This window comes from Butyrivibrio sp. (genome assembly GCF_015056685.1).
In the GTDB taxonomy this organism is placed as follows: domain Bacteria; phylum Bacillota; class Clostridia; order Lachnospirales; family Lachnospiraceae; genus Butyrivibrio.
The window spans coordinates 22,557-46,596 of the sequence record NZ_SVFW01000021.1 but is presented as its reverse complement, the minus strand read 5'-3'; the positions used below and the strand labels follow the sequence as shown (position 1 = coordinate 46,596).

Below are 24,040 nucleotides of genomic sequence, written 5' to 3'. Positions count from 1 at the left end.
CTTATGCATTCTTCAGCACGATATCTGTAAGTGCTGAGTAAGCTGCTGCAACCTTGCCTTTGGGATCATGTTCAAAAATGCTCTTGCTGACCGCGCTTGTTTCTGCTGCTCTGATTGAAAGAGGTATCTCTACAGGAAATACCGGAAGGCTCTTTCCATATACCTCATTTACCTCAGCCACAATATCTTTTGCATAATTTGTGCGGCTATCTACCATCGTCAGCAGAATGCCTTCTATTTCAAGTTTTGAATTAAGCCTACGCTTTACTGTATAGATGGTCTTGATGAGCGCCTGAAGACCTTTAACCGGAAGAAAAGCACTCTGTACCGGAATAAGCACTGTATCTGCACAGGCAAGAGCATTTACTGTCATAATTCCGAGTGATGGCATACAGTCGATAATCACGAAATCATATTGCTCCTTGATCTGATCCACATAATCCTTCAGGACAAGCTCTCTGCTCATGACATTTACAAGTGAGACCTCCGCTGCAGAAAGACCAATGTTTGATGGGATCAGGTCGATATTCTCGGAATGCTTCAATATTGCATATCCCTCAGGAATATCCTCCTCATTAACAAGCTTCTCAATTACTGTTGCTATTGTTACATCCAGCTTGTCCGGTTCATGATGCCCCATGCAGATGGAAAGACTACCCTGTGGATCCGTATCCAGTAAAAGAACTTTCTTTCCCTTTGCAGCAAGACCTGCTCCTAAATTCACTGCCGATGTCGTCTTTGCGACTCCTCCCTTTTGGTTTGCGATTGTAATAACCTTACTCATTTTCATGTTCCTCCTTTGCCTTTGCTTCAAAGCTTTTTAATAGTTTCTCCTCATCGCCTTCGATGAGCTTGTTTACCTGTCTTTGGTGCTCCCGGAGATATTCTTCAAAAATATCTCTTCTTATCAGGACTCTTTTCCCGATCTTGTACACAGCACCGGAAGCCCAAGCCATTCGTATCATTGCCTTTTCGCCTATTTCGTAGTACTCACCTGCAATCTTGTAAGTAACAAAGAACCTTTGGGCGAACATTATGTCTTCATCATCAAGGTACTGTGAGAATTTCCAGATGCATCCGCTCATTTCTTCCTGCCTCCCGTCTTTGTCATCTTGGGTGGCTGATGGAATCTCTCAAGGTAAGCCTCGAATATCTCTACGTTTATGAGCACATATCCATCTATCCTGTAGAGTGCTCCGGCTCTGTCAGCCAGCTCCAAGAGCTTCTTGTGCTGAATGCCGTAGATATACTCAGCCTCCTTGTATCTGATATATTTTCTGCGGTACATTCTGGCCTTATTACGTATTTCCTGCTTTCGTTCAAGCTCCAGGTACTCTTCATTTTCGTTCTCCATATGAGACCCCTTTCATGTTTTATTTTTGGGATGAATTCCTGTTACCGGAGTCAGGCATGCATGTTACAAAAACAAAAAGAGCCATTCTCGAAATTTCTTTCAAGAATGACTCTAAAAATGAGTTCAGTAATTGAATTATCTAAGATTGATGCAACGAATTTTTGCCCGCTTATTCCCTTGCGTGCCTATTCAAATTGTTGCAGTAGGGTTGCAGTAAAATGATGTGATAGTCTGTAATCCGCGTGGTTATGCGGTTTACTGCTTGGTGCTCTTAAGTGTCGGGAAAAATCCGACCGCATAAGCATTTGTGATCATTTGAGTACCTTTACGAGCATTGATATACATAAGAGTACCAATCAAGCCTTGCGTCTGAACACCTCTGAACTCAGCTGAAATCTGCTACAGTTTGTCAGCCGTTTGTCATAGGCTATATCAGTCGCGATATATCGTCCTTAATTCTGCGTATACTATCTGTACCTTTTTCGCGCTTTTCCTCTGGCTAAAATGCTCGTTTGTCAAAATGTTGTTTTGTCAATTTAGGTTTGTCAGAAAAATTCTTTTCGGAGTACCATTTTAGAAAACGCCATTAAGCTTTGCTGCAAGCTTATTGATTGATTCTTTGTTTCTCCGATCTGACGAATCAGCATAGATTTCATATGTAGTAGAAATCTGTTTGTGTCCCATCACTGCCTGGATCACTTTAGGATTATCTTCCACCTCACAGAGCCTGGTTGCAAAGGTACGCCTCAGATAGTGGCATGTGAAATGCGGAAGTATTATCGGATCCCTATCTTCCCTAATGGCATCAAGCTCTTCCTCGTGATTGTAGTCATTGTAAATTCTCTTTATTGCTTTGTTCACTGAGGCAGCGCTCATTACTGAGCCATATCTGTTTTGGAAAATGAATCCTGAATAACCATCTACTACTGTCTGATTGTAGCCTGTGCCTGCAAGCTGGTTTTCCTTTTCAAACTTGAATGCATCTTTTACTACATCCATCATAGGAATTACTCTGCAGCCTGCTTTGGTCTTAGGTGTTGAGATCCTTAACTGTGATGTGCGTGAACCCTTCTGAGGGTAGTACGACAGTGTATGATTAACATCTATCCATCCCTCTTTCAGATCGATGTCCTGCCAACGAAGGCCAGTGCATTCTCCAATTCGCATCCCTGTTCCAAGAAGTACAGTAAAAAGTGGCCACCAATGATAATACACCGGGCTCATAGCAACATATTCCATAAAGGCTTTTTGTTGCTCCGGAGTAAGTGCCTGCCTTTCCGTTTCCGTCTTGGGAAGTCTCTTTGCAAGTTCTCTCTTTGCTCCTTCGGTCGGGTTCTTTCTTATTATATCATCTCTTACAGCCAACTCGAATGTTGGATGCAACAATCCATCTACAGATTCAATAGTAGAAAATGAAAGATGCCTTTCCGAATGTAAAAAGGTGTAGAACTGCAACACATCGGAATACTTTACATCAACAAGTTTCTTTTTTCCGAAGTCATCTCTGACATATCGCTCGTAAGTATATTCGTAGTTGCTCTGTGTCGAATCCTTCAGGTCTATCCTTGTTGAAATGTATCTGTCATATGTAGAATTGATGGTTGCAAGGCCTGCAGCATAGATATCAAGTCCATCCAGCTGATCCTTTTTTAATTTGTCCTCTTTCCGTCTAAGTTCTAACAGATTATCTGCATATATGTATTTCTTCCTGCCAATAGGATCGGTGTAGATATACATATAACGCTTGTCTGATTTTCTCTGATGTTCTCCGCGGAAGAGGGTGTTACCTTTCAAGTCTTTTCTTGAATTTGCCATTCTTCCTCCATAACTACCGTTTTTTCGCGGTTCGTAAATACTCCTCTACAAGTTCCGGATCCACAAAAACAAGCGTCTTACTATGTGGATAATAAGCTCCGCAGGCTTCTGCCAACTTTTTCATAGTTGCTCTGCCGACCTTAAAATACTCCGAAGCTTCTTTGAGTCGCATCAGTCTTGTCGCCTTTGCTTTAGTCTCTTTTACTGTAGCAATGTCATTGCCCATTTGATTCCTTTCTGCAAAGTTAAAGACGTTTTATGAAATTAGACTTGGCTGTAATTCATGAAAAGTACTTCAGCACAATATTATTATGACTCTATTCGAGCGCTGTAGCAAGAACTAATCTGAATCTGCCAAGTCTTATTCATACGTTACCGATTCTTATGTGACAATATAAATTCTTCCAATATTGGATAATCAATATACACTGTAGCCCTGTTTATATAGTGGTATGCACCACACGCTTCAGCCATCTTTCTTATTGTTCTCTTATCCCCTGCAATAAGATGTGATATCTCTTCATATGTATATAGACGTTTCGTATTCCCACGCGTCTTCTTTACCATCTCCAACTGGTTACTCATTTCCTTATGCTCCTTTTTGTTCCAAATATGAGTAAGGTCTCTGCTCCTTAAGCCACTTAAGAGAGTTATCTACCACGTCTTTCCTTAAGGTTCCAAATCTCTTCTTCATTGCCTCAGAAGTGACCCCCTCAGTACCAGCAATGGCAGCAAGTTTGAACTCACGTTTGAGGTATCTTTTGAATACATCTTTTTCATCACCCAGAGAACCAATTTGCTCTTCTACAAGCCCGTAAATCTCTCTCATGTCCTTCAGCAAAAGAATCTCCCACTTATGTGTTTCAAACTTATCAGCACCACGAAGTGCAGTGATATAGTCTCCAGCTCTGACTGCCTGGCGAACTATCATGTCCTCATCGCCTTCGCTGGATGTAGGATTTCCAATGTTAGAAGTCTGGACTCTCACACCAGGATCCCCAAGGGCAACTCGTCTGTTATATTCCCGTTCTGCTTTTATAGTTCTGATAAGCCCCGCTTCATAAGCATTTACATATGGCATGAAACTAGAATAATGATCAAGGACTATTTTTATCCTTTTTTCATCATTAGCTTTCCTATAGTTATCGAGAATACTTGCGTTCATTCTTGCTCCCATTACTGTTTCCCCCTTTTGAAACCGCAGAACTTTTTTCTACATTATTAATTGTAAGTCCTGCAGTATCAAAGGTCATTTTACAATCTGTATAAAACTTATAAGATTTGTATAGTGTGAAAACATGCTGCTAACATGCATCACCCTTCAGGATCCAGTCTGTAGATACTGCAAACTTATCTGAGTATGCAACAACTATATCTGTTGGAAGCGGTCTTCTATCATTCTCATAAAATGAAACCACTCCAGCGTTAGCAAGTTTAAAGTCTCTGGCCAGATCCTCCTGACGGATTCCGGCGCTTTCCCTTAGCAGCCGTATCCTTTCTCCGATTGTTCTTCCATAAAGATTTTCCATGATAAATTCCTTCCCAAAAGTAAAGTGTCATTAATAATAGAAAGAACACATATTATGGAAGAGCAAAATCAAGATCATAAATCATTTCCAACAATTCTTTTTCCTCCTTGTTCAATTTTCAACAGTGAGCATATTAGCACATAAACACGCAGTTTTAGTCGCAGTGCAGTCTAAATTGAATCTAATTGTTGTCGCAATAAAGTCGCAAACCAATCTCACTCAAATCTCATAACAGTCGCAACTTTGTCGCAACTTTGTCGCACAAAAAAACAGCTATGGAATTTGCTCCATAACTGCTTCCTTAACCACTTTATTCTGTTACCGGCTGCATTTTTCTAATGCATACAGCATCATTTTCACTGGAATCTTCAGATGTAACAATACCTGCAGCAATGTCCTCAAGTTCCCTTTTCATTGCATATCTCCACATAAGCGCTCCAAAAAGAACAATTGCAGCTGGCTCCTTCCGAAACACAGTAGCCCGACACACCCCGATCATCATGCCAATAGACGTTTCTGTCTTAATCTTGTTCTTACCACGAAGAAACCTTTCCTTTATTATAATCCGAAGACGCTTCCCTTCATGGTCCTTGTCCTTCTCGTAATCATATTCACCCTTTGAAATCTCCCCATCGAGCATCCTTTCTATCTCATCAAGTATCATCTCTGATTTTGCCTCAAACCATGGCGCCCTGACCACATCCCAGATAAAGTCCTCATAATCTTCCTCTGTAAAACGCCCCTTCTTTTTGATGATGTTTATGTACTTCCTTCGAATTTCCTGTTTGTGCTGTTTGATTTCCTCCGGGCTCATGTTATCAGGTTTCCCACACGCAAAACAGTATCTTTCAAGTAGCTTTTTGGCCTGCCTTAACACCGTGCAATAATCCAGTTTCTCCTTCCTGCAGATTTCGATGGCAAGCTGACGCGCCGTTAATCTGTGCATCATTGTTTTTATCCTCCCTCTGTAAAACCAGACGACCGTTACAATTCCCCCTAAACATCCGTGTTATCATAAAGAAAAAACCAGAGAGTCCAAGAGTATTACTTCTTGTTCTCTCCGGTTCAATTTTGACTTAATGCTCTAGCTAAATACTTTCGATACTACAAAAGACTCTTAATTACGTCAGTCCTCTTAACCTCCCTGTTCCTCGGATCTGTCATCTATTCTTTTCCTAAAATGTTCCCTAAGGTATTTCCCAAAACGATCATATGTGCCAATTATCTTGTCGGCATGCTCATCCTCATTTTCTATTTTTCTAAGCGCCGAGATCAACCCTTCCAACATTTCAAAATATGGTTTATCTTCATCACTCTCTTCAAGAAAAAGCGGTGCATCCGGGTCATCCATCAAAAGCTTTAACGGATTGACTCTGAGCTGTTCATAAAGCGCATATAATCTGTCATAATCAAGTGGTCCACCATTTCTCTTAATGGTCTCATAATATTTGACCTCTACATCCAGGATTTCTGCCATTTCAGTATTTGATTTTTGCTTATCCGTTTGGATCACATTTAGGTAGTTGTGAACATTACCATTTACAAAAGCCAGGTTCTTTGAAGGTATATCCTGCTTTTTGTACTTGGATCTGCTATTTCTGACATTTCCATTGCTCATATTAAAATCTCCTCGTACTATAATGTAATACCCCTACGCACTCTTAACCACCCTATGATTTGTGGGGTGCTGAAAGAAATTCTAGGGTGGTAAACAATTCAGGCCGTATCGTCTTAAAGCCCATTCACTCAAGCATTCATATCTCTAACCACCTCCTCAGAGGGCAAAAAAATACCTGGTTCCGTAGAACCAGGTATAATCGCTGCTATATATGTTGTTAGTACATGATGATAAGCCCTCTATATAAATATGGTAGAAATGGTCGGTGATAATAAAAAGGCTTTTTGTCCGACAATATGTAGGCAAAGACTATGCTAAGGGTTCTACGTAAATCAATCTTGATTTCATACCAGATTCAAGGAATCCCTCCTGCTGGTCAGCTCACCTCCAGTTCAGTCTTTATGCCAGGCATATTTTCCCCTTATAACACTGTTATAACATTTGGCAAGTCCTATAAAAGCGACACCTCAGAAACACAGGTAATACCAAGGATAAAAAGGCATTGCCGTTATCCCCTATGCTTAGATACAATAGATATGAACGTTTATTATAAATACAGGAGAACACGATGAATAGTAGATTTGATGAACTAAATCCGATGGATTATGAAAGTAATATAGAGGCTTTTCCGGATACCTACGTTGACTATTTTGACAGGAGAAAAAGAAAAGTCCGCTGCATCTCCGAAGGAACCGATGAAGTAGTCTACCTTCTCAGACGTAGCCAGTACTTCACTACCGAGACCCACATCTTCATGGGCGACGATGATGATTTTACTTACTATCTGAAGCCTATTGTTGCAGGGCAGCTTCTTGAACATGGAAAAGAATACACTATTGTGAACACTTATCTTGAAACAGATATTGATATTGGGATGCTTGCCATTGAAGGTCAGCCAGAGATTGGTAAAGAATATGAGGATTTTCACGGATTCCCTGCTTTCCTGTTTGAAGAGCTGGAGCCGGTACCTAATGAAGATCGCAAGAAGCACCGTGACGAATGGTACGACCGCCTGGCAGAAGAATACCCATTAGATGATATATAATTAATTATTGAAAGCGGCCTGTGAACTGACCGCTTTTCATGTTTACTGTATTTGCTGACGCTTTATTTCGATGAACACTCCTAAACTGGCAAGTATCGCTGCAACTATGGCGCAGCTCACTATTCCTGCCGGAGTTATTATGCCTATAAGCAGCACCAATACCGCAATTGCAAAAAACATAGCCCCCACATACTTCTTCATCTCATGTCCCTCCGACTAATTTGAATCATACTTTTGGTCATTTGTCAATGAGCGCAAATTGAGCTCCAATTGAGAAATCTCAATAACGTTTGAAATAAGGTTGTTTACGCATTAAGTGTAATTTTAGTAATCCTCTTACCTTCTCTTTAATCGCATCATCAGCCATGCTGTATGCATTTAGCACTTTATACTCATCATCAGTAACTCTTATGCTTTTTCTTTTACCGTTTTCACGGACTTTAGCATCAATTTCATAAACTGTCATTGATGGATTTATATCCGCATCCAATAGTTCCTGCTTACTCCACTGCGACATTTTATCCAACTGTGCCGGGCTAAATCCCTCAAAGTCTTTATCCAGCTCAAATTCCTTTGTATTAGGATTGAACACAAAAAATGTCTAGCTATTTTCCTCATTAGCTGAACGCTACTATGTTTATAATTAAGAATTCCATCTGCCAATTCATCCATATTGCTGTATGTCTGCCCTAGTAATTCACATTTGAATTCTTTTAAAAGATCTATCATTATAAAATCTGGTATAAAATCCAGCATCTCTCCAAATCCATCATGTAGACTTATCAGCCGCTGTGTCCTGGCTTCAAAATCTTTATATGATGCAACAATTCCGTTACGCTTCAGCTCATCCAGCATATCCTTTGTCAAATCTCGTTCACTGCTCATAGTTTTCCTCATAAACTTTCTGCTATCACTATAGATTCCTATAGAACTCAACTGCTGCCTGACACTCTTCCTCAGTAGGATGGCCTTTCTGAATGCCACCAATCACTTTCAGAGGTCCAAACGTGTCAAATCCTTTTGTAGTAAATCTGCCAAGTTCATTGCAATGTTTACCCTTTGTTATTTCTGAGATTGCGTTGAAAATACCACCAGTAGGATTTCCGGCTGTGGCAATGAAAAAGACATCCTTATTGGGCGGTAAGTTCACTCTGGCAAAATTCAGCACTTGCTCCGCAAACTTAAGATAGTAAATGCCGGAAGCCCAACCAATCCTGCCATAACCTGTAAGGTCAACCTCATGCTTTTCTGTAACATCGATAAGCACAAGCTCCGGATCATATTTTTTTAGTGCATCAAGTACCTTTTTAGTATTTCCATGATGCTTGCTGTAGTACACAATAGCTGTCTTTCCCATCAAAACTCTTCTTACTCCATTTCACCTGTTTCTTTGCTGATTCTGATAGTGCTATCTCCCATGAGTGACATAATTTTACCATCATCATTAATAAGTCCAAGCCCGAAGCACCAGGCATCCGGGCTCTCATAAGAGTCTACTATAACGAGATTCTCAGCCATTTTTTCTTGTAAAATAGCCCTCGCACGCTCTTTATCTATCATGACGATCCTTCCTGCTTAAAATACGTATTCTTTCATTCCACTAAGTCTCGCATAGTTCCACATCCGCTCTATTACATCGTTGGAATATGTTTTCATTTCAGTTTCAATCAGTTCTTCATTCGATGCTTTTATGATATCATTCCTGTTTTCTATTTTTACAATGTAATCTCTTGTAGGTATCCTATTATTCTTTTTACTATTACATGATGGACACGCCAAAACAAAATTCCATATTTTATCATCTTTTACGAACGACCACGGAATAAAATGATCAACATGAATCTTCTGTTTAAGCTTTCTTCCACAATAAAAGCAAGTGTCTTCTTCAAATTCCTTTCGCAGGATGTCTCTATATACCGATAAATCCTCCCGTCTAGGCGTAGCAAGTTCCAGTTTCTCAATTACTCTCACCAAAGCATTCTCATTATTCACCTGCTCTAGAAACTTTGCCCATGAATAATAGTTTAGTTTTTCCAGTTCTGATTTATACTTAAGCATAAACTCAGAAAAAACAGGACTCATAGTCAAGCCATCACTAGTAAGCGCAAACTCATATATCAGCCCATCAAAATCCTCATACAAAGCACCTATTACATATCGTTTGCATTCCCTTGTGACCTGCTTTACAAGTGCTTCTTTCTGCTTATCATCTAACGATTGGAATTCCAGTACAGAAACAATAGTATTGTCAGCAACTACATTTTTAAAGATAGTCTCTATTCTCGAATAAATGGACTTCCCATCCGGTCGCATCTGCCGAAGATCATACTTAACTACCAAATTCCAATAGTTTTCAGCAAACTTAGAAAAAATTTCTTCATAAGTATAATAGACTCCTCTACTGGTTTGCCTACCATTAAACGCATTATCAAGAAGTGACTTAATCAGACCAAACTTATAGGTATTTCTTTTCCTGCAAGAATCAGAAAAAACATAGTTAAATAAAGACCATATTTTATCCTCGTTGACAGCATATTCTTTTATTGTCCCCGATGTTTTATCATATCCTGCCATAAAGAGTTCCTTTAAAAGGTTAGCCCCTTGGCTACCGTTATCAGTTCCATAACATTTTCTTTGATTGCATCAATATCTGAATCTGATCCCCAGCTTATTCTTATTGCAGATGAAATAGTATCCTTATCTATTCCCATTGCTGTAAGAACATAACTTGGGCTATAGTCACTAGATGTACATGCTGAACCATTAGATATTCCGCAATACTGCTTAGATGAAATCATTAGCGCTTCAGATTCTACGCCTTTAAAGCTTACATTTATAGTATTGGGCATACAGTATTCCTGATTACCATTATACGTATATTCTAATCCAGATTCTTCTATCAAGCTCTTAACTGCGTTTTTTATCTCAATACAATGCGAATAATTAGTCTTATGTTCCAAGGCTGCTATTTCACAAGCTTTTCCAAGCCCCGCAACCAATGCCACCGGAATAGTTCCTGGTCTTATACCATGTTCCTGCTGTCCACCGTATGTTATCGCCTTTACAGGGGGAAGTTTGTATTTCTTTTTCCGCAGAACTAATGCACCAATTCCTTGAGGACCGTTAAACTTATGTGCACTAATGGATAGCATGTTATATTTAGTAGCCCTGAGTTCTTCTACAAGCTTTCCACAGCTCTGTGTAGCATCTATATGGAAAAAGATGCCATTCTCTGCCAGACCATCACCAATTTCTCTGATTGGTTGTATTACCCCAGTTTCATTGTTAGCATGCATGACACTAACGAGTAACGTATCCTCTCTGACCAAGCCCAATATTTTTTGAGCATCAACGCGTCCATCTGCTTCTGGATCTACTATATCTACTGTAAATCCATCTTTCTTGAGACTCTTCACAGTTTCAAGAACAGCTTTATGTTCAATACTTGTAGTAATAACATGTTTCTTTCCAGTAGCATTAGCGTAATCAATTAGACCTCTTATCGCAATATTACTGCTTTCAGTTGACCCACTCGTAAAAAACACCTCAGTACTGTCCACGCCCAATAAGGAGGCTACATCTTTTCTCGCTTTTTCTACTATTTTTCTTGCACCATCACCATAATCATGAGTTCTACTATCAGCATTACCATAGTTATTTGTGTATACATCAACCATATAGTCAAGCACTCTTTTATCTATAGGTGTCGTAGCATTGTAGTCAAGATATATTCCCATAATCAATCCTCTATTGATAACTTAAGCAAATCGTCAAGGTTCTTGATGAAATTGGTTCCACAAAGATAAGCTATTCCTCGTTCAAGATGTAGTTTAAAGTACTTAGCAAGAGTCTCTTCATCCGTTGGCAAATCCATTTTTTTGCACCAAGCAATCATAAGGGCATCGTATATATCACTGTACTCACCACCGAATGTGTACCAAGACATTTCAACATTGCTATCTGCCACAATCGGCACATCTGTTGGAATTGTGTCTTCTGATAGTGAAAAACAAAGCGCCCATCTGCATAGAATGTTCCAGTTTTTTATTCCTGTCTTTCCTTTTAATCGTCCTAGTTTTTCCTTGGCTCCGCTCGAAAGTTTTATCTGTTTTATAATCATAACATTATTCCCATCCAAAATATGTTTTTGTTAATGATGTTGTTTTCTCATTATCGTCATACTCTAAGGTGAATCTGTCCCCAACACTTCCTTGCATCAGTTCATAATACTTCTCGTCAATCTCGGAATCAGTTGACAATATAATTGTCTGCTCACTAGCATTCGGAAAATACGTAGTAATCAGCGATTCCCTATGTGCAGAGTCCAACCTAGACAGTGGAGTGTCAATAATAACCGGAAGTTTTTTCTTTGAGCAAATAGCTAATGCCCATAGCAAAGAAATAACCATTAATTGCTTTTCTCCCGCAGAAAGTCGCTCCTTTGTGACCACTTCCCCTTCTTTATTTATGTAGGTCAAATCCAAGGTTTCCGGATCCATTTCAATTTTAGATACAAGGTTTTTCTTATTTGCAAGCTTCTTGTAACAGTCTGTCATCGTTTCAGCCAATATGCTTGTTTTCCTTGCTTGAAGCCTAATTCGGAACTGTTCAATAATATCTTTGGCCATATGAGCATATTTAACTACACGTTCATCTGCATCTACAGCTTCGAGTGTTGACAGCACACTCTCTGCCATCCTGCTAAACTCTGTGGTTAACACCATAAGATTATTGTGAAGGCTTGCACGTTTTTGATGATAATCATCAATCTCCACTTCGCAATTAGTGAGTTCTTTCTCAGTTGTCTTAATCTTCTTAAAAAGATCGCTGAGTTCTTTTTCGTTAATATCAACTGATAGGTAACCGTCTATCTCATCTATTTTTTTCTGGAATTTCTTTTCATCTTTTAAGAGCTTCTTCACATCATCTTTAGCTGCTTCCAAATCTTGATCACATAGCATTCCAACCTTATATAAAGTAGCATCAGACATGTTATATACATTTTCGCCCTGGCTTTCTTCTGCTATTTTTTGCATAAAAGATATAAATCTGTCCGTGTTTTCATCTTTTCCTTCATACCTTGAATAAGCATCTCGAACCTTGTCTATAGCCAAAGCAGATAGCATTCTGTCATGCTCAATATTTCCTTCTTCTCTTACAGTCTTCAAAAGAGGCATTACTAATGCCAGTGGTAGTTCACTGGACGCAATTTCATATCGTTCTTCTTGATTGTTAGTCAACGCTGTCAGTTTATTTGCTCTATCTTGCATCAAATCATGCTTCTGCTCAACAATATCTCCACCTTTTACCTGATATTCTGAATTTAGATTTTCAAGGACAGTAACAAGAATATTCTTTTTCTTCTCAACATCTGCCAGTTCTTCATCGAGCATCCTTAGTTCTTCGGCTGCAGCCTCTTTTTCGCCACGCAGCTCTTCAAGCTTCTCAAGATCCTGATTTGTTGATATCTTCTTTCCAATCCTAGTTATAATCTTACTTATATCTGAATCAAGAATATCCAATACTGATATTCCCAGCATTGCCTTGATTGATTCTTTCATTTGTAAGCTCGTATCTTCTACAGCAAGCTCAGCAATTTTCTCTCCGTCAAAGAAGAAAAAGTTAGACAATGCACTAGGCAAAATACTCTCTACAAACATGGGCCAATTCTCTGTTAAAAATGCGCTGTCTTCACCATTTTTCTTGACCTTGATATGTTCATGGACTCTCTGTCCCTTTGCGTCCCACTCTCTTCTAACCTGATAAACTTCTTCATCTCTATTATCCATGGAAAAGACCAATTCCACGAAAGATTCCAAAGTTCCATCTTTTTTATTGACATAGGATTTAAGATATTGTCCATAACTAAGATATTTACTCTCTGTATATGCAAACGAATTTGATCCATAGAGGCTCAGTAATACTGCTTCAAGGATTGTCGTCTTTCCTCTACCATTCATTCCACCTATCAGAACTACTGGCTTATTCCCAGTAAACTCCATTACATTCGTATTGGCATAAACACCAAAGTTATGCATAGTAAGCTTTTTAATGATCATTATTCTTCCTCGTCCTCTTCAGTCTCATAAGGCTCATCATATGAATCATCTAATGCTATGGCATTATACTTACCTCCGAGATCTCTCTTTCTTTCCGTCTGCCCTAAATAAAATTGCCTTGCATCCTCTTCATTTTTATAAAAAGTCTTCTTAATTACGCCTTCAAGGGAATCCGCAATTCCTTTTCGTTGATTCAATCCGCTAGATTTATTCTCAATATCCACAAGGCTATATGCCATTTCAAAAGCCAGTTCCTCATCAGGATAGAGATCATTAACCACGTCTTTTAGAATATCCCATTCCTCACTCTTAAACGCTGGTGTACCAATCCATTCAGGGTCATCGAATTCCTCTCCTGTAACTTCCTGGAATATCCTTGGAAGAGAATCGTCAAATTCATGTTTCTCGTTAACCCATATGCGCCTAATATTTCTCAGTTCTGGCATTGTTATAAGCTTCAAATCTGAAAACTCATCTGGACCATTTTCATTAATATCCTTCTGTACTTCCAAGAGTTCTCTAAGCCATTTTTCTCTGTATTCTTTTGTGTAAGGGCCATGATATAACTGCTTATAACTACCCTGCAGATATCCAGCCATCTTTCTGAAGCTTCTTCTTTCCCTATCATGCTCCTCATCACCAAATCTATTTCTAAATTCCAATAGAGCAGACATCCACTCTTTCTCTGAATCATTTGCGATCATGGCTTCCATGGACTTGTCCTTTTCAACCATAGTGCATACCCAGCAACCAAACCTGCTTCTTCCGCAGCTTGGAAGCCCTTTGCCTATCATAAGCGGACATTCACCATCAGCAGTTGCTCCTCTATACAGAGTAAGAAGCTCTTTGTTTGAATATCCCCATGGATTCTGATACTGCATTAAAAAAACCCAGACATCGTTATCATTCCAGTCTTCAAGCGGGGAAAAAACAAGTTCATTCGCCATAGACTGGTTAGGGCTAAGTAGTTCCCTCACACGTTTTTTCTCATAATATGCCATGGTTTTCGCACGTCTGGCACTTTCAGCCTTTCTTGTACCAATAACCATTATTATCTCGCCATGTTCTGCAATTTTCTCCTTAACGAAAGTATTTACAGGCTGTATTTTTAATCGATCTGTACACCAACGGAGTTTTTTTCTAGGAAAAGGATATCCCCTTCCAATAAAATTTACCCAAAAAGTATTATCCATTGCCGGAGTAAGCTGATGAGTTTCGAATGGCAAATGCTGTTCATCTGCAGCTTCATCCATACACTCCAGTGATTTTTTTACCCATTTTGAGACTACAGGTGATTCTACAAGAGTATCAGTATTTATAATGTGTACTGTCTTCTTAAGTTTGTGGGGCGGTAAGTCTTTCAAGGCCAACCATACAAGCTGGACCGTTGCGGTACTATCCTTACCTCCTGAATACCCTATTACCCACGGAATATCATCACATAAATAAAGGTTTCTGACAGTTTCCATCAAACCATCAATAGTTTCTTTTGTTATCGTTACTTCTTTCTTTTCTTGATTGTTATCTGACATAGATTCTATCCCTTTTATACTTTTGATTTCTTTTCAATTGCCTTCTCATCATCTGATAATGGAATCGACATTTGTTGCTTTATAACATTAGCAGCCAATATAATCGCTGTTTCGTTATTTATCATTCTTCCATTCTGTTTAATTACTCTCTGTTTCCAATATTTCGCAGAGCGCTTCCAATCTATTTCTTCTAGTTTAACCAAGTAGCTATCCAATAAATCGGATTCGATATTTTCATAAAAATATGCCCCCACTCGCCCAAGAGCCTGTAATACAACAGCCTGAGCTGCGATATACTTCTCTCTTAGTTCTGTCTTGCTTATCTGGTGGCTTATTAAATCATTCCAAGGGATCATGTGTTCCGAAACTTTTTTCCAATACTGGATACAGTATTCAACAAAAGCCTCATTGCACTCCTGCCTTCTAAGCATTCTTTTGTTTGCAGTATAAACATTGTTAAGGGTAAATAAAGCGGAAGAAAATTTCCCTAACATGTCCTTTTCTTTATCTACGTAAGCATCAAAGAATGGTACTTCGGATATTATTTTCCTTGTCGCAACAGCCATAGGATCACGAGAATCATACAATTCAGCCATGGAATTCGTTGTTTTCACTGCATGCTTATTAAGATCAGTAAACATTTGTTGGCTTCTTGCTAGACCTTGATCCGCGTAAAACACAACCGATATGGTTTCATCTCCCAGATTTGGAAATTCTTCCAACGCAGCCAGTATCGCAGCTTTTCGATGTTGTCCATCATTAATTAAAATCCGGGCATCCATCGAAACTTCTAATACTCCAAGATCATCACTGAACGATTCAAACTTATAATCGCCATCAATAGATGCTGCTAATGCTGAAAAGACATAATTATCCCGGTTGTTAAGTATATATTTTTTGATTTCAGGTATTCTGTTTTCGTTTAACCGCCTTTGAGCTCGATACTCCGGTGGAACATACTCTTCCTCTATCGGAAATAACCTACTCAACATCTTAAGTGGAACCATCCCAATATAGTACTCTCTTCCAGCCTGAACGCCTTTTACTACAGGAAATCTATAACTATATTTCATGTTGCCTCCAATAAAATATACCCTACTTAAGTAGTATACTTAAGTAGGGTATCCATGTCAATTAATGTTTCCACGCAACATTTAAAGATCTTCGATATCATCAAGTTCTTCAATTGGAAGTGAATCAATTTCTAAATTTCTTCCATCTGCACTTGCCAATAGAAAATTCTTAATGTTTTCCATAGATTCAATATCCGTATGCCCAATAAGCTCAACCAATTTATGAACTCCGTAGTTTGCAAAACTCACAAGAAAAGCAATTTTGTTGAAATCAGTATTCTTTTTTTCTCCTCTAGCTTCACCAAATGCCAACTCTAAGCGCTCATCCTCAGAAAAGCTCTCTGTCTCCGTAGAAAGAATTGCTGCCTGAAAGAAAGTATCAAGCTGCCCTGCATCATTGTTTTGTAGTACATTACGCGGCACAGACTTGTTTTCTTCTCCGTTCTCTTCTGGCGTATCAATGCGCTTATCATACATAATCCCAATTGATAGACACAGCATAAACAAGCTATAATGCGTCCTTGTAGCAAAAATAGCGGAAAGCTTTGTTATCGCAGTATTCCAATCAGTACCTTTTAAGGTTATATCTGAACTTATTTCCAAAGTTTACCCTCCTCTATTGTTGCAACATTTTTCTCATCATTACTCATTATAGTCCACACTTTACCAATATTCTCAGTTTTTATGACATCATGCAGGTCATCTTTTGAAAACACAATAACTTGAGGCGCAAATTCAGGAAGTTTATCTACTACATTCTGCTTCTGATCAGAATCCAGCTTTGAAAAAGGTCCATCCAGTACCAAAGGATATTCTTTAGCATTTAGATCGCCTTCTCGCTTAAGCATCTGTAGTATTCCACCAATATACGCAAATGAAACTACAGCAAACTGCCCCTCTGATTTTGATTCATCATTAAAGCTGTCAGTAACCCTAACAGAAAACTCATCTGTTACATGAACAGTACGCTTTGATGTAAGCATATCATTCAGCAATAACTGAATGTTCCCCTCCAATTCCTTGCTATATTCCTTCGCAGCCTGATCAAGCTTATTTCTAAAGAAATCTGCTACAGCCTCCATAATCTCAATTTTCTGATTTGCAAGGATTCCTTCCTCATTTCCTTTGGTGAGCTCATCAAATTTCTTCATCTGTTGCTTCAGATATATATTATGTTTCTCAATTTCAGTGGATTGCTTTGAAATCAGCCCCTCTAGTTCTTTAACGCTTTCCTCAGCCTTTTGCCTTGCGACGATAAGATCTTCTATATCTTTACTCTTTTTCTCTGCATCATCCAAAACCATGATTTTTTTGTCACACGCCTCAGCGTTTTCCTGATTCTTTAAAACTCTAAGGATTCTTTCTTCTAGACTTTCCTTGTCATAGTTTTTTCTCATGCTTTCAGCCTTCTGCGTAAAATTCTGGTACATGCTAGTATAAGACATAGGCGGCATCATCCCAAGGAATGCATTAATATGTTGTTTTTGCTCTTCGCAAAGCTCTCGCCCACAAATACAGGTGTCAGTATTCATTCTTGTAAGATAGGCAATAAGTCTCTTAGACAGTCCATCCGGTAATGCCGAAGACTTTTGTTTAACCTTGAGGTTCAACTTCTTCTCCGCGTCAATAATGGCCTTAGATACAAGTATCGCCGGAAATGAAGCCATAACATCATCACCAAAGTTCTTTGTTTCACTCTTTACATTGTCAAGAAACGCATCCCTTTGTGACTGATATTCCTTACGAATCTTTTCATAATCTGCTTTAGATTTCGCTCCGCCTATTTCTTCTGAAATATTTTGTATAAGCTCCTTCAATTCTGCTTTTTTATTTTCATTTTTCTCTTTTTCTTCTTCAAAAAAAGCTATTTTGCCTTGCGCATTTTCAATATTTGTCTTTACAGCGGAAATTTCACTTCCACTAGCAATTGACCCTTTATTCATATATAGCTTGCCAAGCACTGTGGTTTTTGAATCAGTTCGTCCAACATGCGTAAGCGCTGATTCAATAACATCAAGATCAAACATTGAGTATAAAGCCTTTCTAAGCTTTGCGGCAGAATCCTTACCTTTCACTCGCAAATCAGCAATCATACTCTCACCGTCAAAAAAGAAATACTCTGAAAGCCCAGATGGGAGAAGTTTTTCAACTGTTTCTTGAGGTCGTTCAACTCGCCTCCAATTATAATCATCGTCCATTTTTTGGAGTGAATAGTCTTCTCCTATTTTTTCAGAATCATCTATTCCTTTCCTATATGTATATTTGCGAGTCAATGAGTACTGTTCGCCTCTGTCCTCAAAGTCAATCCTTCCCATAACCTCAAATACAGAGCCATATTCCTGCTCTGATTCAAAAGCCAAATTGTATAAATGATCTGTTGTTGTCTTATTAAAATGCACTTTACCATATATAATCCATTGAAACAGTTGGTGCAAAGTTGTCTTACCATCACCATTTTTTCCATAGATTACGGTTATTTTCCCATCTGTCGAACAAGTAATAAGTCCATGCTCTCTGAAATTTCTAAAATTTTCAAATTCTATAGATTTAATTCTCATTCTGCAATTCCTCTTCCAGGTGCTCTAAAATAGCATTTACAATATCACTTTTAGCCGCTTTCGTATCAGTTGACATCTTCGACACTTGAAGATTTCGCTCTTCTTTTTGAATAAAATCAACCATATTCTCAACTATACGGTCCTTATTCATCTATTGTTTCCTCCATATCCTCATAATCATATACATCAATATCTTCAACAGATAACCCATAATGGCTAAGCTGATCTTCCAATTCAAGTTCAAGTTCGTTCCAATTGAGAGCCAAGCGAGCATATTCCAAAAAGCGCCTAAACTCTATCTTAGCCCACTGATCACAATTATCGCTTGGAAGGACTATCACATCATAGATAGTTGCATATTTTTTCCCATTATATGTTCTTAGAATTCTTCCTCGTCTTTGCACAAATTCACGATAATCATCGTTACTCGATAAAATCAATGCGCTCTTTATTGATGGAATATTGATTCCTTCATCCAAGCATCGAATTGCAGCAAGCGCCGTTATTTCGCCCTTATTGAAAGAATCTACTAATTCCATGCGATCCTTAATATTTTCTTGTGCAGTGAATTGACTCGCTTTGTATCCGTGTCTACTTAGCATTTTTTTAATAGACTGAATATGGCGTATTTCTCCTTGCTCAGAATCCATAAGCCTTCCGTCACCACAGTATACAACTACGTTATTTCTTTCCTTAACATTATTTATTATATCATCAATATGTGTCTGTTTTTCCTCAGCCATCGAAATCACTCGCAAGCGATTCCTAAGCGTTTTAACTAAAAGATCCGGGTTGATGCACACTCCGTTTCTAAAACAAGATAGAATTATCCTGCTAAACCCATTGAACTTATCCTCTTCTTCTCTAGTAGCATAAACATATATAGGACGGTAATAATAAGGTACAAGATACCCCCTATCTAATGCATCCTCAATTGTAAGGCTAAACACTTGTCCTCCGAAGTATTCCATCAGTTCATTACCTCTTTCAGCAGATGACCCGCTAAAAGGTGTAGCACTTAACCCAAGGAGATAGTCATAATCAGATGGTCTTACAGTAAAACGATGTGCTTCATCTACAATAAGCAGCTTCTTGCCTGAAAATGTAGCGATTATATCCTGATATCTTTGCATTTTAAAAGATGCTATCGTCGTTATTATGATTAATTGCTGGTTCGGATCATATTTGCTTCTTACTATTTCGTTAGTTATCTGCTTATCCCATTCCGGATTCTCAGACGAAACCAGCACTATTTTAGCTTCCGGAAACGCCTTTGTAACATCTTCGGCCCACTGCTTAACCAAATGTTTATACGGAGCGCATATTGTAACCATGCACTGCTCTGTCTCTATTAATTTTTTTGCCGAAAAAATAGCAGTCCAGGTTTTACCTGTTCCAGTTGCCATAACGTAAAAGCCATGATAATTGTTTCTTACCCACGCGGCTATTGCATCTTGCTGATAATCACGTAGTTTTATGACATTATTGCTCTTTGCACCGCTTGATCTTCTCTCAATAACTTCCAATAGCTTTTTCTCAGCAGTCTCTTTAAACTCAAACACCTGGACATATTCATTTGAATTATTCCACAGCTGATCAAACTCTTGCTCTTCTTCACTAACTATATCAGCGAAGCCTGGAACCCAACTCTTAGAAACTCTTATCTTTTCGTAATTTCCTCTGTACCCACTGTAACTTGAATTAGATGACCCATAAAAAACAATTTTGTTTCCATCAAAATCTTGCAATATTCCAAGCTTATCATGATATATACCATTTCTGTCGGTAACTGCAATTTTTATATCAAGTATGTTTTTCCTTATCAGCTCACACAAAAACTGCAGCTTAGTATCATCAAGCTTTTCAACTTCCTGTACGAATTCATCCGAAAACCTATCTTCTATATATTTCTGTCTCTGTTCATACCCCAGATTAATTGCCTCTATATCAGCCTCTGACAGCTCTGGACTTGCTATCAACTGAATTGTTCCATGATTACGGACAAGCGCCATTATTCCTTCAGATATCTCATTGATTACCCCAGAAGAGAAAAAGCCAACACTACGTTTATACTTCACCGTATGTTTAAGAACAGGCACTAAAAAAGAATCTGCAATATTATTATTGCCTTTACTTATGTAACTGTTGCCTATTTCCAGTTCTTTATAACTCATTATCTTCCTCTTCCAATATGTAATCGCTTATCAATTCATCAATATTATCTAAGTCATCAGCCATAGCTAAAACTCCGACATCTTCTTTGGATAGGGAACCCACCTTTTCTAAAGAGAGTTCTCCCCTACGAGCAACTATGGGAAATGAATACCTAAACTGCTCTGCTGATGCTGACACTTCAAGAGCATCCGACCATTTGTTAAGAACACTGTAAATCAACCATTCAGTCCACGGGATATTTATCGGTGGCAATTCATTGATACAATGCAAATGCGCTATTGGAACAGTTCCAGTAATTTCTTTTATTATCTTATTCTCTACTTCCTTGGCAATTGACTCATTTATCCCAGTACTACCAATATTCATCAGCTCTGCATCATTTATCAACAAAGCTGTATCATTGCATGAATCAATGAAGTCCAAAATGTTTGTTATAGTATAGTGAATTTCTTTTGCAAATCCCTGGATTTCTTCTATAGTAATCCGATCTGCATTAGACACCATACTTATAACTGCGTCAGTTGCGCTATCAAATCCTATATCCGTTTTAGATATAAACGGTCTCGAAAAAACATACTGATTGCCAAATAGATATTCAAGCATGCTAAACAATCCAAATGGGAACGATATATAATTTGATGTTAAGGCAGTTGGGCACTCCTCGACTGCATATGCATATACATCTTTGCAATGGATAAACTTTTTCCCCTGTAGTGCCTTTTCAATACACCCCTGTAATATGTCTTTGTCTTGATCAGTAATTTTCACATGACTACCATGAAAGTATTCTCCAAACAAATTCAATATGTTTGAATCTGACACCGATAGCTGCAATACAATGTCTGTTAAGCCACTAAACTGTTCCATAATAGTTTCTTTCTTGACAGGATATGGAGACTGCTTAATGAAATTAACTATGCTTGAGTATAATGAAGTGATACTTGCATCCTTAGTGATATAATCACGTTTAAAAATCCATCTATCATTGTAATGTTCACGCAAGATACCCTGCAAAAAATATCTATTATCTATACCTTCCGACAATAGACGGTCTTCAAACTCATCAAATATTGAACCAATTATCATTATTGGCGAGTCATTACTGTCAATATAATCAGCTATTTCCTTTAAAAGCTTCTCAGAAATAAATGGACCTTTATTTAATCTATAACGCCCTCTACCACACAGTATACCGACTCCTGCCAATCTGGAAATAATCGCCCTATCATTCTTATCATCAAGAGAGATTTCATACTCTTGCTTAACATGCTCTCGAAATCTTTGGATCTCACATTCATCATAAATATGCATCCCATTTGGATAGTACTTACTTAGAACGTCAGAATATATATTTCTTAATGATAGCTTGCTTCTATGATAAACCTTACCAGTAAGGGTGTATGACTCATTAAACATCAAACGCAATACCTCTTCTGAGATACCATGTTCACTTACACCCTTTTCGATAATTCCATCCAATTCATCAATTCCCACACTAGCCGGAATACTATCTATATAATTCTGAGCTTTTTCAGATGAAGCTTCGTCATCAAGTATAATCGCATCAAGCTGCCTGTCATAGTAATCAGCAGAAAATGCTGCATTTTTCAAAAGATATATGAAGAGGTAACTATTTTCGCCAAAATAGTCTTCCAATTCATCTGCCGTCAACACACTATCGCCGCTTCTTTCAGCATATATCTGCCAAATAAAACGAGTCTGTGACTGCCATCTGTCAAACTGCATTATCATTTTTCTTTCTAACTGACGAACGCGTTCTCTAGTAACACCTACAATCTCACCAATACGTGCCAAAGTTTCACCTTTAGCTCTCATATCGATAATTTCAAAGCCTCGTTCATTTGATTTTAATGCCGACAGTATCTCTTGTAGTTCTTTACCAATGTCAAATCTGCACCATTGATTAAATGAAATGAATAACCCCTTGTCCTCCTGTTCCAAGGGTTTCAATACATCCAAAAAATGTCCCAACAGCATAGTTCTGTCAGTACAGTACTGCAATAGTTTTTTTTGTATACGACTATCATCCGTATAGCCAAAAATAAAAGCAGCAGCACTACATTCCTTAAGTTTTTCAGATAATTCCTTGTTATCTTTTGAAGAATCTAGTCTTTCGATATAATCAACCAGTTCCTTCCTGGATCCAGAGCCCATTCCTTTCATAGAGCATATATCGTGATACGAAAGGCATAATAGTTCTTTCGTTGTAAATATATTGTTTCTTGATAAAGTATTGCGTAACCTTGGACTAAAAAAATGATTTTGTATATATTCAAATTCATAATCATCCGGTGCAATTCCATAGACCTTATAAAACGGTTGTAACTCATCAGATTTCTTTTTATTTGAGGGACTACGATCACCTTGACTAGAACTCCCATTACCTATCTCAGTGATGAGCTGTCTTACCTTTTCGACAGCCAATGTACCGCATCCTTTTATCTCCAATATGTCTTTAGGGCATAAATACATAAGCTTAGCTACTGTATCCACACCCATTTGGAGCAGTTTATTTTTCATGCTACCCGAAAGGTCAGTGTTTACAATCAGATATTCACAGTAATCATTAGGTTCAATGTTCGCGGCTGCATAAAATGACTCTGATAAAGTGGTTTCTATATCATTAGCAGATTCATCATCTTCTAAAAAGCCAATTCCTTCGTCATTCATTTTTTTGCAAATTGCTTCTATTTCTTCGACAATATTTCTACCCAACCCTTTTATACTACGCAAATCTTTAGGAGTTTTAATAAGAAGCTCACCAATGGTATTGATACCATTCCGCAACAGCATATTTTTCACTCTGCCTGTAATATTGGCAGTAATGATATCAATATCAACGTAATCATCCGGCACTAAATTGAAAGATTCTCCCAATGAAATATCCTGATTCAAAGGTTTCTCTTTGTTATCATCTTCATTACCAGTATTGCTTTCAGTCTCATCAATAATATCTTTAACTGGAGTATACTGATTGATTGCAATAATCACGGTCTCAATTTCTTCAAGACTAAAACCAAAAATATTCTGCAATTCAGAGCAATTAAATAAAAGCAGTTTTTTTATTGTGTCTAATCCATTTACGTCAAGCTTTGAAATCAATTCTCTTGACAATTCTAACTTGTTTATGGAAGCTGATTGCAATTCCGCACTAATGTCAACAACTTCTTTTAGAGGGCTTAATAGCATTTCATCATTGATGATATTGCGTTTATTTTCCATCTTCTACACCTCTATAAACCTCAAATATCTATACATTAT

General features: G+C 38.1%; 27 protein-coding genes. 1 reads left to right on the top strand and 26 read right to left on the bottom strand.

The features are described from left to right. Position 1: 1 nt before the first annotated feature. From E7303_RS09240 to E7303_RS09195, 10 genes are all read right to left on the bottom strand, one after another. On the bottom strand, positions 2–784 hold the full coding sequence (locus E7303_RS09240; RefSeq protein ID WP_292144959.1) for a ParA family protein: 783 nt from the start codon (positions 782–784) through the stop codon (positions 2–4). After that, positions 777–1,085 (bottom strand): excisionase, encoded by a 309-nt coding sequence (locus E7303_RS09235; RefSeq protein ID WP_292144958.1) that lies wholly within the window; start codon positions 1,083–1,085, stop codon positions 777–779. Before E7303_RS09235 ends, E7303_RS09240 begins: the two co-directional genes overlap by 8 nt. Further along, entirely contained in the window at positions 1,082–1,354 is a 273-nt protein-coding gene (locus E7303_RS09230) for a DUF6462 family protein (RefSeq protein WP_292144957.1), read from the bottom strand. The genes E7303_RS09235 and E7303_RS09230 overlap by 4 nt, the downstream gene beginning before the upstream one ends. A 573-nt stretch (positions 1,355–1,927) precedes the next feature. Next, on the bottom strand, positions 1,928–3,169 hold the full coding sequence (locus tag E7303_RS09225) for a site-specific integrase (protein ID WP_292144956.1): 1,242 nt from the start codon (positions 3,167–3,169) through the stop codon (positions 1,928–1,930). Positions 3,170–3,182: 13 nt separating this feature from the next. Next, positions 3,183–3,395, bottom strand: coding sequence for a DUF6462 family protein (locus E7303_RS09220; protein ID WP_026495897.1), 213 nt, complete (start codon positions 3,393–3,395; stop codon positions 3,183–3,185). Positions 3,396–3,541: 146 nt separating this feature from the next. Further along, positions 3,542–3,754: a hypothetical protein gene (locus E7303_RS09215; protein ID WP_022763306.1), complete on the bottom strand. Its 213-nt coding sequence runs from the start codon at positions 3,752–3,754 to the stop codon at positions 3,542–3,544. 4 nt (positions 3,755–3,758) lie between these two features. Then, positions 3,759–4,346, bottom strand: a complete 588-nt coding sequence (locus E7303_RS09210; protein WP_026495896.1) for a hypothetical protein — start codon at positions 4,344–4,346, stop codon at positions 3,759–3,761. Between the two features lie 127 nt (positions 4,347–4,473). Then, positions 4,474–4,698 carry a helix-turn-helix domain-containing protein gene (locus E7303_RS09205; RefSeq protein ID WP_292144951.1) on the bottom strand — a complete coding sequence of 75 codons (225 nt, stop codon included), beginning with the start codon at positions 4,696–4,698 and terminating at the stop codon, positions 4,474–4,476. A 310-nt stretch (positions 4,699–5,008) separates the two neighbouring features. Beyond that, positions 5,009–5,647, bottom strand: coding sequence for a hypothetical protein (locus E7303_RS09200; protein WP_292144950.1), 639 nt, complete (start codon positions 5,645–5,647; stop codon positions 5,009–5,011). Positions 5,648–5,833: 186 nt separating this feature from the next. After that, entirely contained in the window at positions 5,834–6,316 is a 483-nt protein-coding gene (locus tag E7303_RS09195) for a hypothetical protein (protein WP_292144949.1), read from the bottom strand. 568 nt (positions 6,317–6,884) lie between these two features. Between E7303_RS09195 and E7303_RS09190 the strand changes: the two genes are divergently transcribed. After that, positions 6,885–7,361 (top strand): hypothetical protein, encoded by a 477-nt coding sequence (locus E7303_RS09190; protein ID WP_292144948.1) that lies wholly within the window; start codon positions 6,885–6,887, stop codon positions 7,359–7,361. Positions 7,362–7,403: 42 nt separating this feature from the next. Here E7303_RS09190 and E7303_RS09185 read toward each other — a convergent pair whose 3' ends face one another. The 16 genes from E7303_RS09185 to E7303_RS09110 form a co-directional block, all read right to left on the bottom strand. Then, a complete protein-coding gene (locus E7303_RS09185; protein WP_292144945.1) occupies positions 7,404–7,562 on the bottom strand; it encodes a hypothetical protein in 159 nt (52 codons plus the stop codon). 79 nt (positions 7,563–7,641) lie between these two features. After that, positions 7,642–7,851 carry a hypothetical protein gene (locus E7303_RS09180; protein WP_292144944.1) on the bottom strand — a complete coding sequence of 70 codons (210 nt, stop codon included), beginning with the start codon at positions 7,849–7,851 and terminating at the stop codon, positions 7,642–7,644. Next, positions 7,836–8,246: a hypothetical protein gene (locus E7303_RS09175; protein ID WP_292144943.1), complete on the bottom strand. Its 411-nt coding sequence runs from the start codon at positions 8,244–8,246 to the stop codon at positions 7,836–7,838. The genes E7303_RS09180 and E7303_RS09175 overlap by 16 nt, the downstream gene beginning before the upstream one ends. Before the next feature lie 28 nt (positions 8,247–8,274). Beyond that, entirely contained in the window at positions 8,275–8,718 is a 444-nt protein-coding gene (locus E7303_RS09170; RefSeq protein WP_292144942.1) for a flavodoxin domain-containing protein, read from the bottom strand. A gap of 11 nt (positions 8,719–8,729) precedes the next feature. Then, positions 8,730–8,921: a hypothetical protein gene (locus E7303_RS09165; RefSeq protein WP_292144941.1), complete on the bottom strand. Its 192-nt coding sequence runs from the start codon at positions 8,919–8,921 to the stop codon at positions 8,730–8,732. Positions 8,922–8,936: 15 nt separating this feature from the next. Then, complete coding sequence (locus tag E7303_RS09160) at positions 8,937–9,935, bottom strand: HNH endonuclease (protein ID WP_292144939.1); 999 nt, start codon at positions 9,933–9,935, stop codon at positions 8,937–8,939. An 11-nt stretch (positions 9,936–9,946) separates the two neighbouring features. Beyond that, entirely contained in the window at positions 9,947–11,098 is a 1,152-nt protein-coding gene (locus tag E7303_RS09155; protein ID WP_292144938.1) for a cysteine desulfurase family protein, read from the bottom strand. Between the two features lie 2 nt (positions 11,099–11,100). After that, a complete protein-coding gene (dndE, locus tag E7303_RS09150; protein ID WP_292144936.1) occupies positions 11,101–11,481 on the bottom strand; it encodes a DNA sulfur modification protein DndE in 381 nt (126 codons plus the stop codon). 4 nt (positions 11,482–11,485) lie between these two features. Next, positions 11,486–13,420: a DNA sulfur modification protein DndD gene (gene dndD / locus E7303_RS09145; protein WP_292144935.1), complete on the bottom strand. Its 1,935-nt coding sequence runs from the start codon at positions 13,418–13,420 to the stop codon at positions 11,486–11,488. Continuing rightward, on the bottom strand, positions 13,420–14,952 hold the full coding sequence (gene dndC, locus E7303_RS09140) for a DNA phosphorothioation system sulfurtransferase DndC (RefSeq protein WP_292144934.1): 1,533 nt from the start codon (positions 14,950–14,952) through the stop codon (positions 13,420–13,422). The genes dndD and dndC overlap by 1 nt, the downstream gene beginning before the upstream one ends. Positions 14,953–14,966: 14 nt before the next feature. Further along, positions 14,967–16,025, bottom strand: coding sequence for a DNA sulfur modification protein DndB (dndB, locus tag E7303_RS09135; RefSeq protein ID WP_292144933.1), 1,059 nt, complete (start codon positions 16,023–16,025; stop codon positions 14,967–14,969). An 81-nt stretch (positions 16,026–16,106) separates the two neighbouring features. Continuing rightward, complete coding sequence (locus tag E7303_RS09130) at positions 16,107–16,628, bottom strand: hypothetical protein (protein WP_292144931.1); 522 nt, start codon at positions 16,626–16,628, stop codon at positions 16,107–16,109. Further along, positions 16,619–18,583 (bottom strand): AAA family ATPase, encoded by a 1,965-nt coding sequence (locus E7303_RS09125; protein WP_292144930.1) that lies wholly within the window; start codon positions 18,581–18,583, stop codon positions 16,619–16,621. Before E7303_RS09125 ends, E7303_RS09130 begins: the two co-directional genes overlap by 10 nt. Next, positions 18,573–18,734: a hypothetical protein gene (locus tag E7303_RS09120; protein WP_292144929.1), complete on the bottom strand. Its 162-nt coding sequence runs from the start codon at positions 18,732–18,734 to the stop codon at positions 18,573–18,575. The genes E7303_RS09125 and E7303_RS09120 overlap by 11 nt, the downstream gene beginning before the upstream one ends. Next, a complete protein-coding gene (locus tag E7303_RS09115; RefSeq protein ID WP_292144928.1) occupies positions 18,727–20,757 on the bottom strand; it encodes a DEAD/DEAH box helicase family protein in 2,031 nt (676 codons plus the stop codon). Before E7303_RS09115 ends, E7303_RS09120 begins: the two co-directional genes overlap by 8 nt. Beyond that, the gene (locus E7303_RS09110) at positions 20,747–24,001 is read right to left on the bottom strand and encodes a DNA-directed RNA polymerase subunit alpha C-terminal domain-containing protein (protein WP_292144927.1); all 3,255 of its coding nucleotides are present in this window, start codon (positions 23,999–24,001) and stop codon (positions 20,747–20,749) included. The genes E7303_RS09115 and E7303_RS09110 overlap by 11 nt, the downstream gene beginning before the upstream one ends. Between the last annotated feature and the right edge of the window lie 39 nt (positions 24,002–24,040).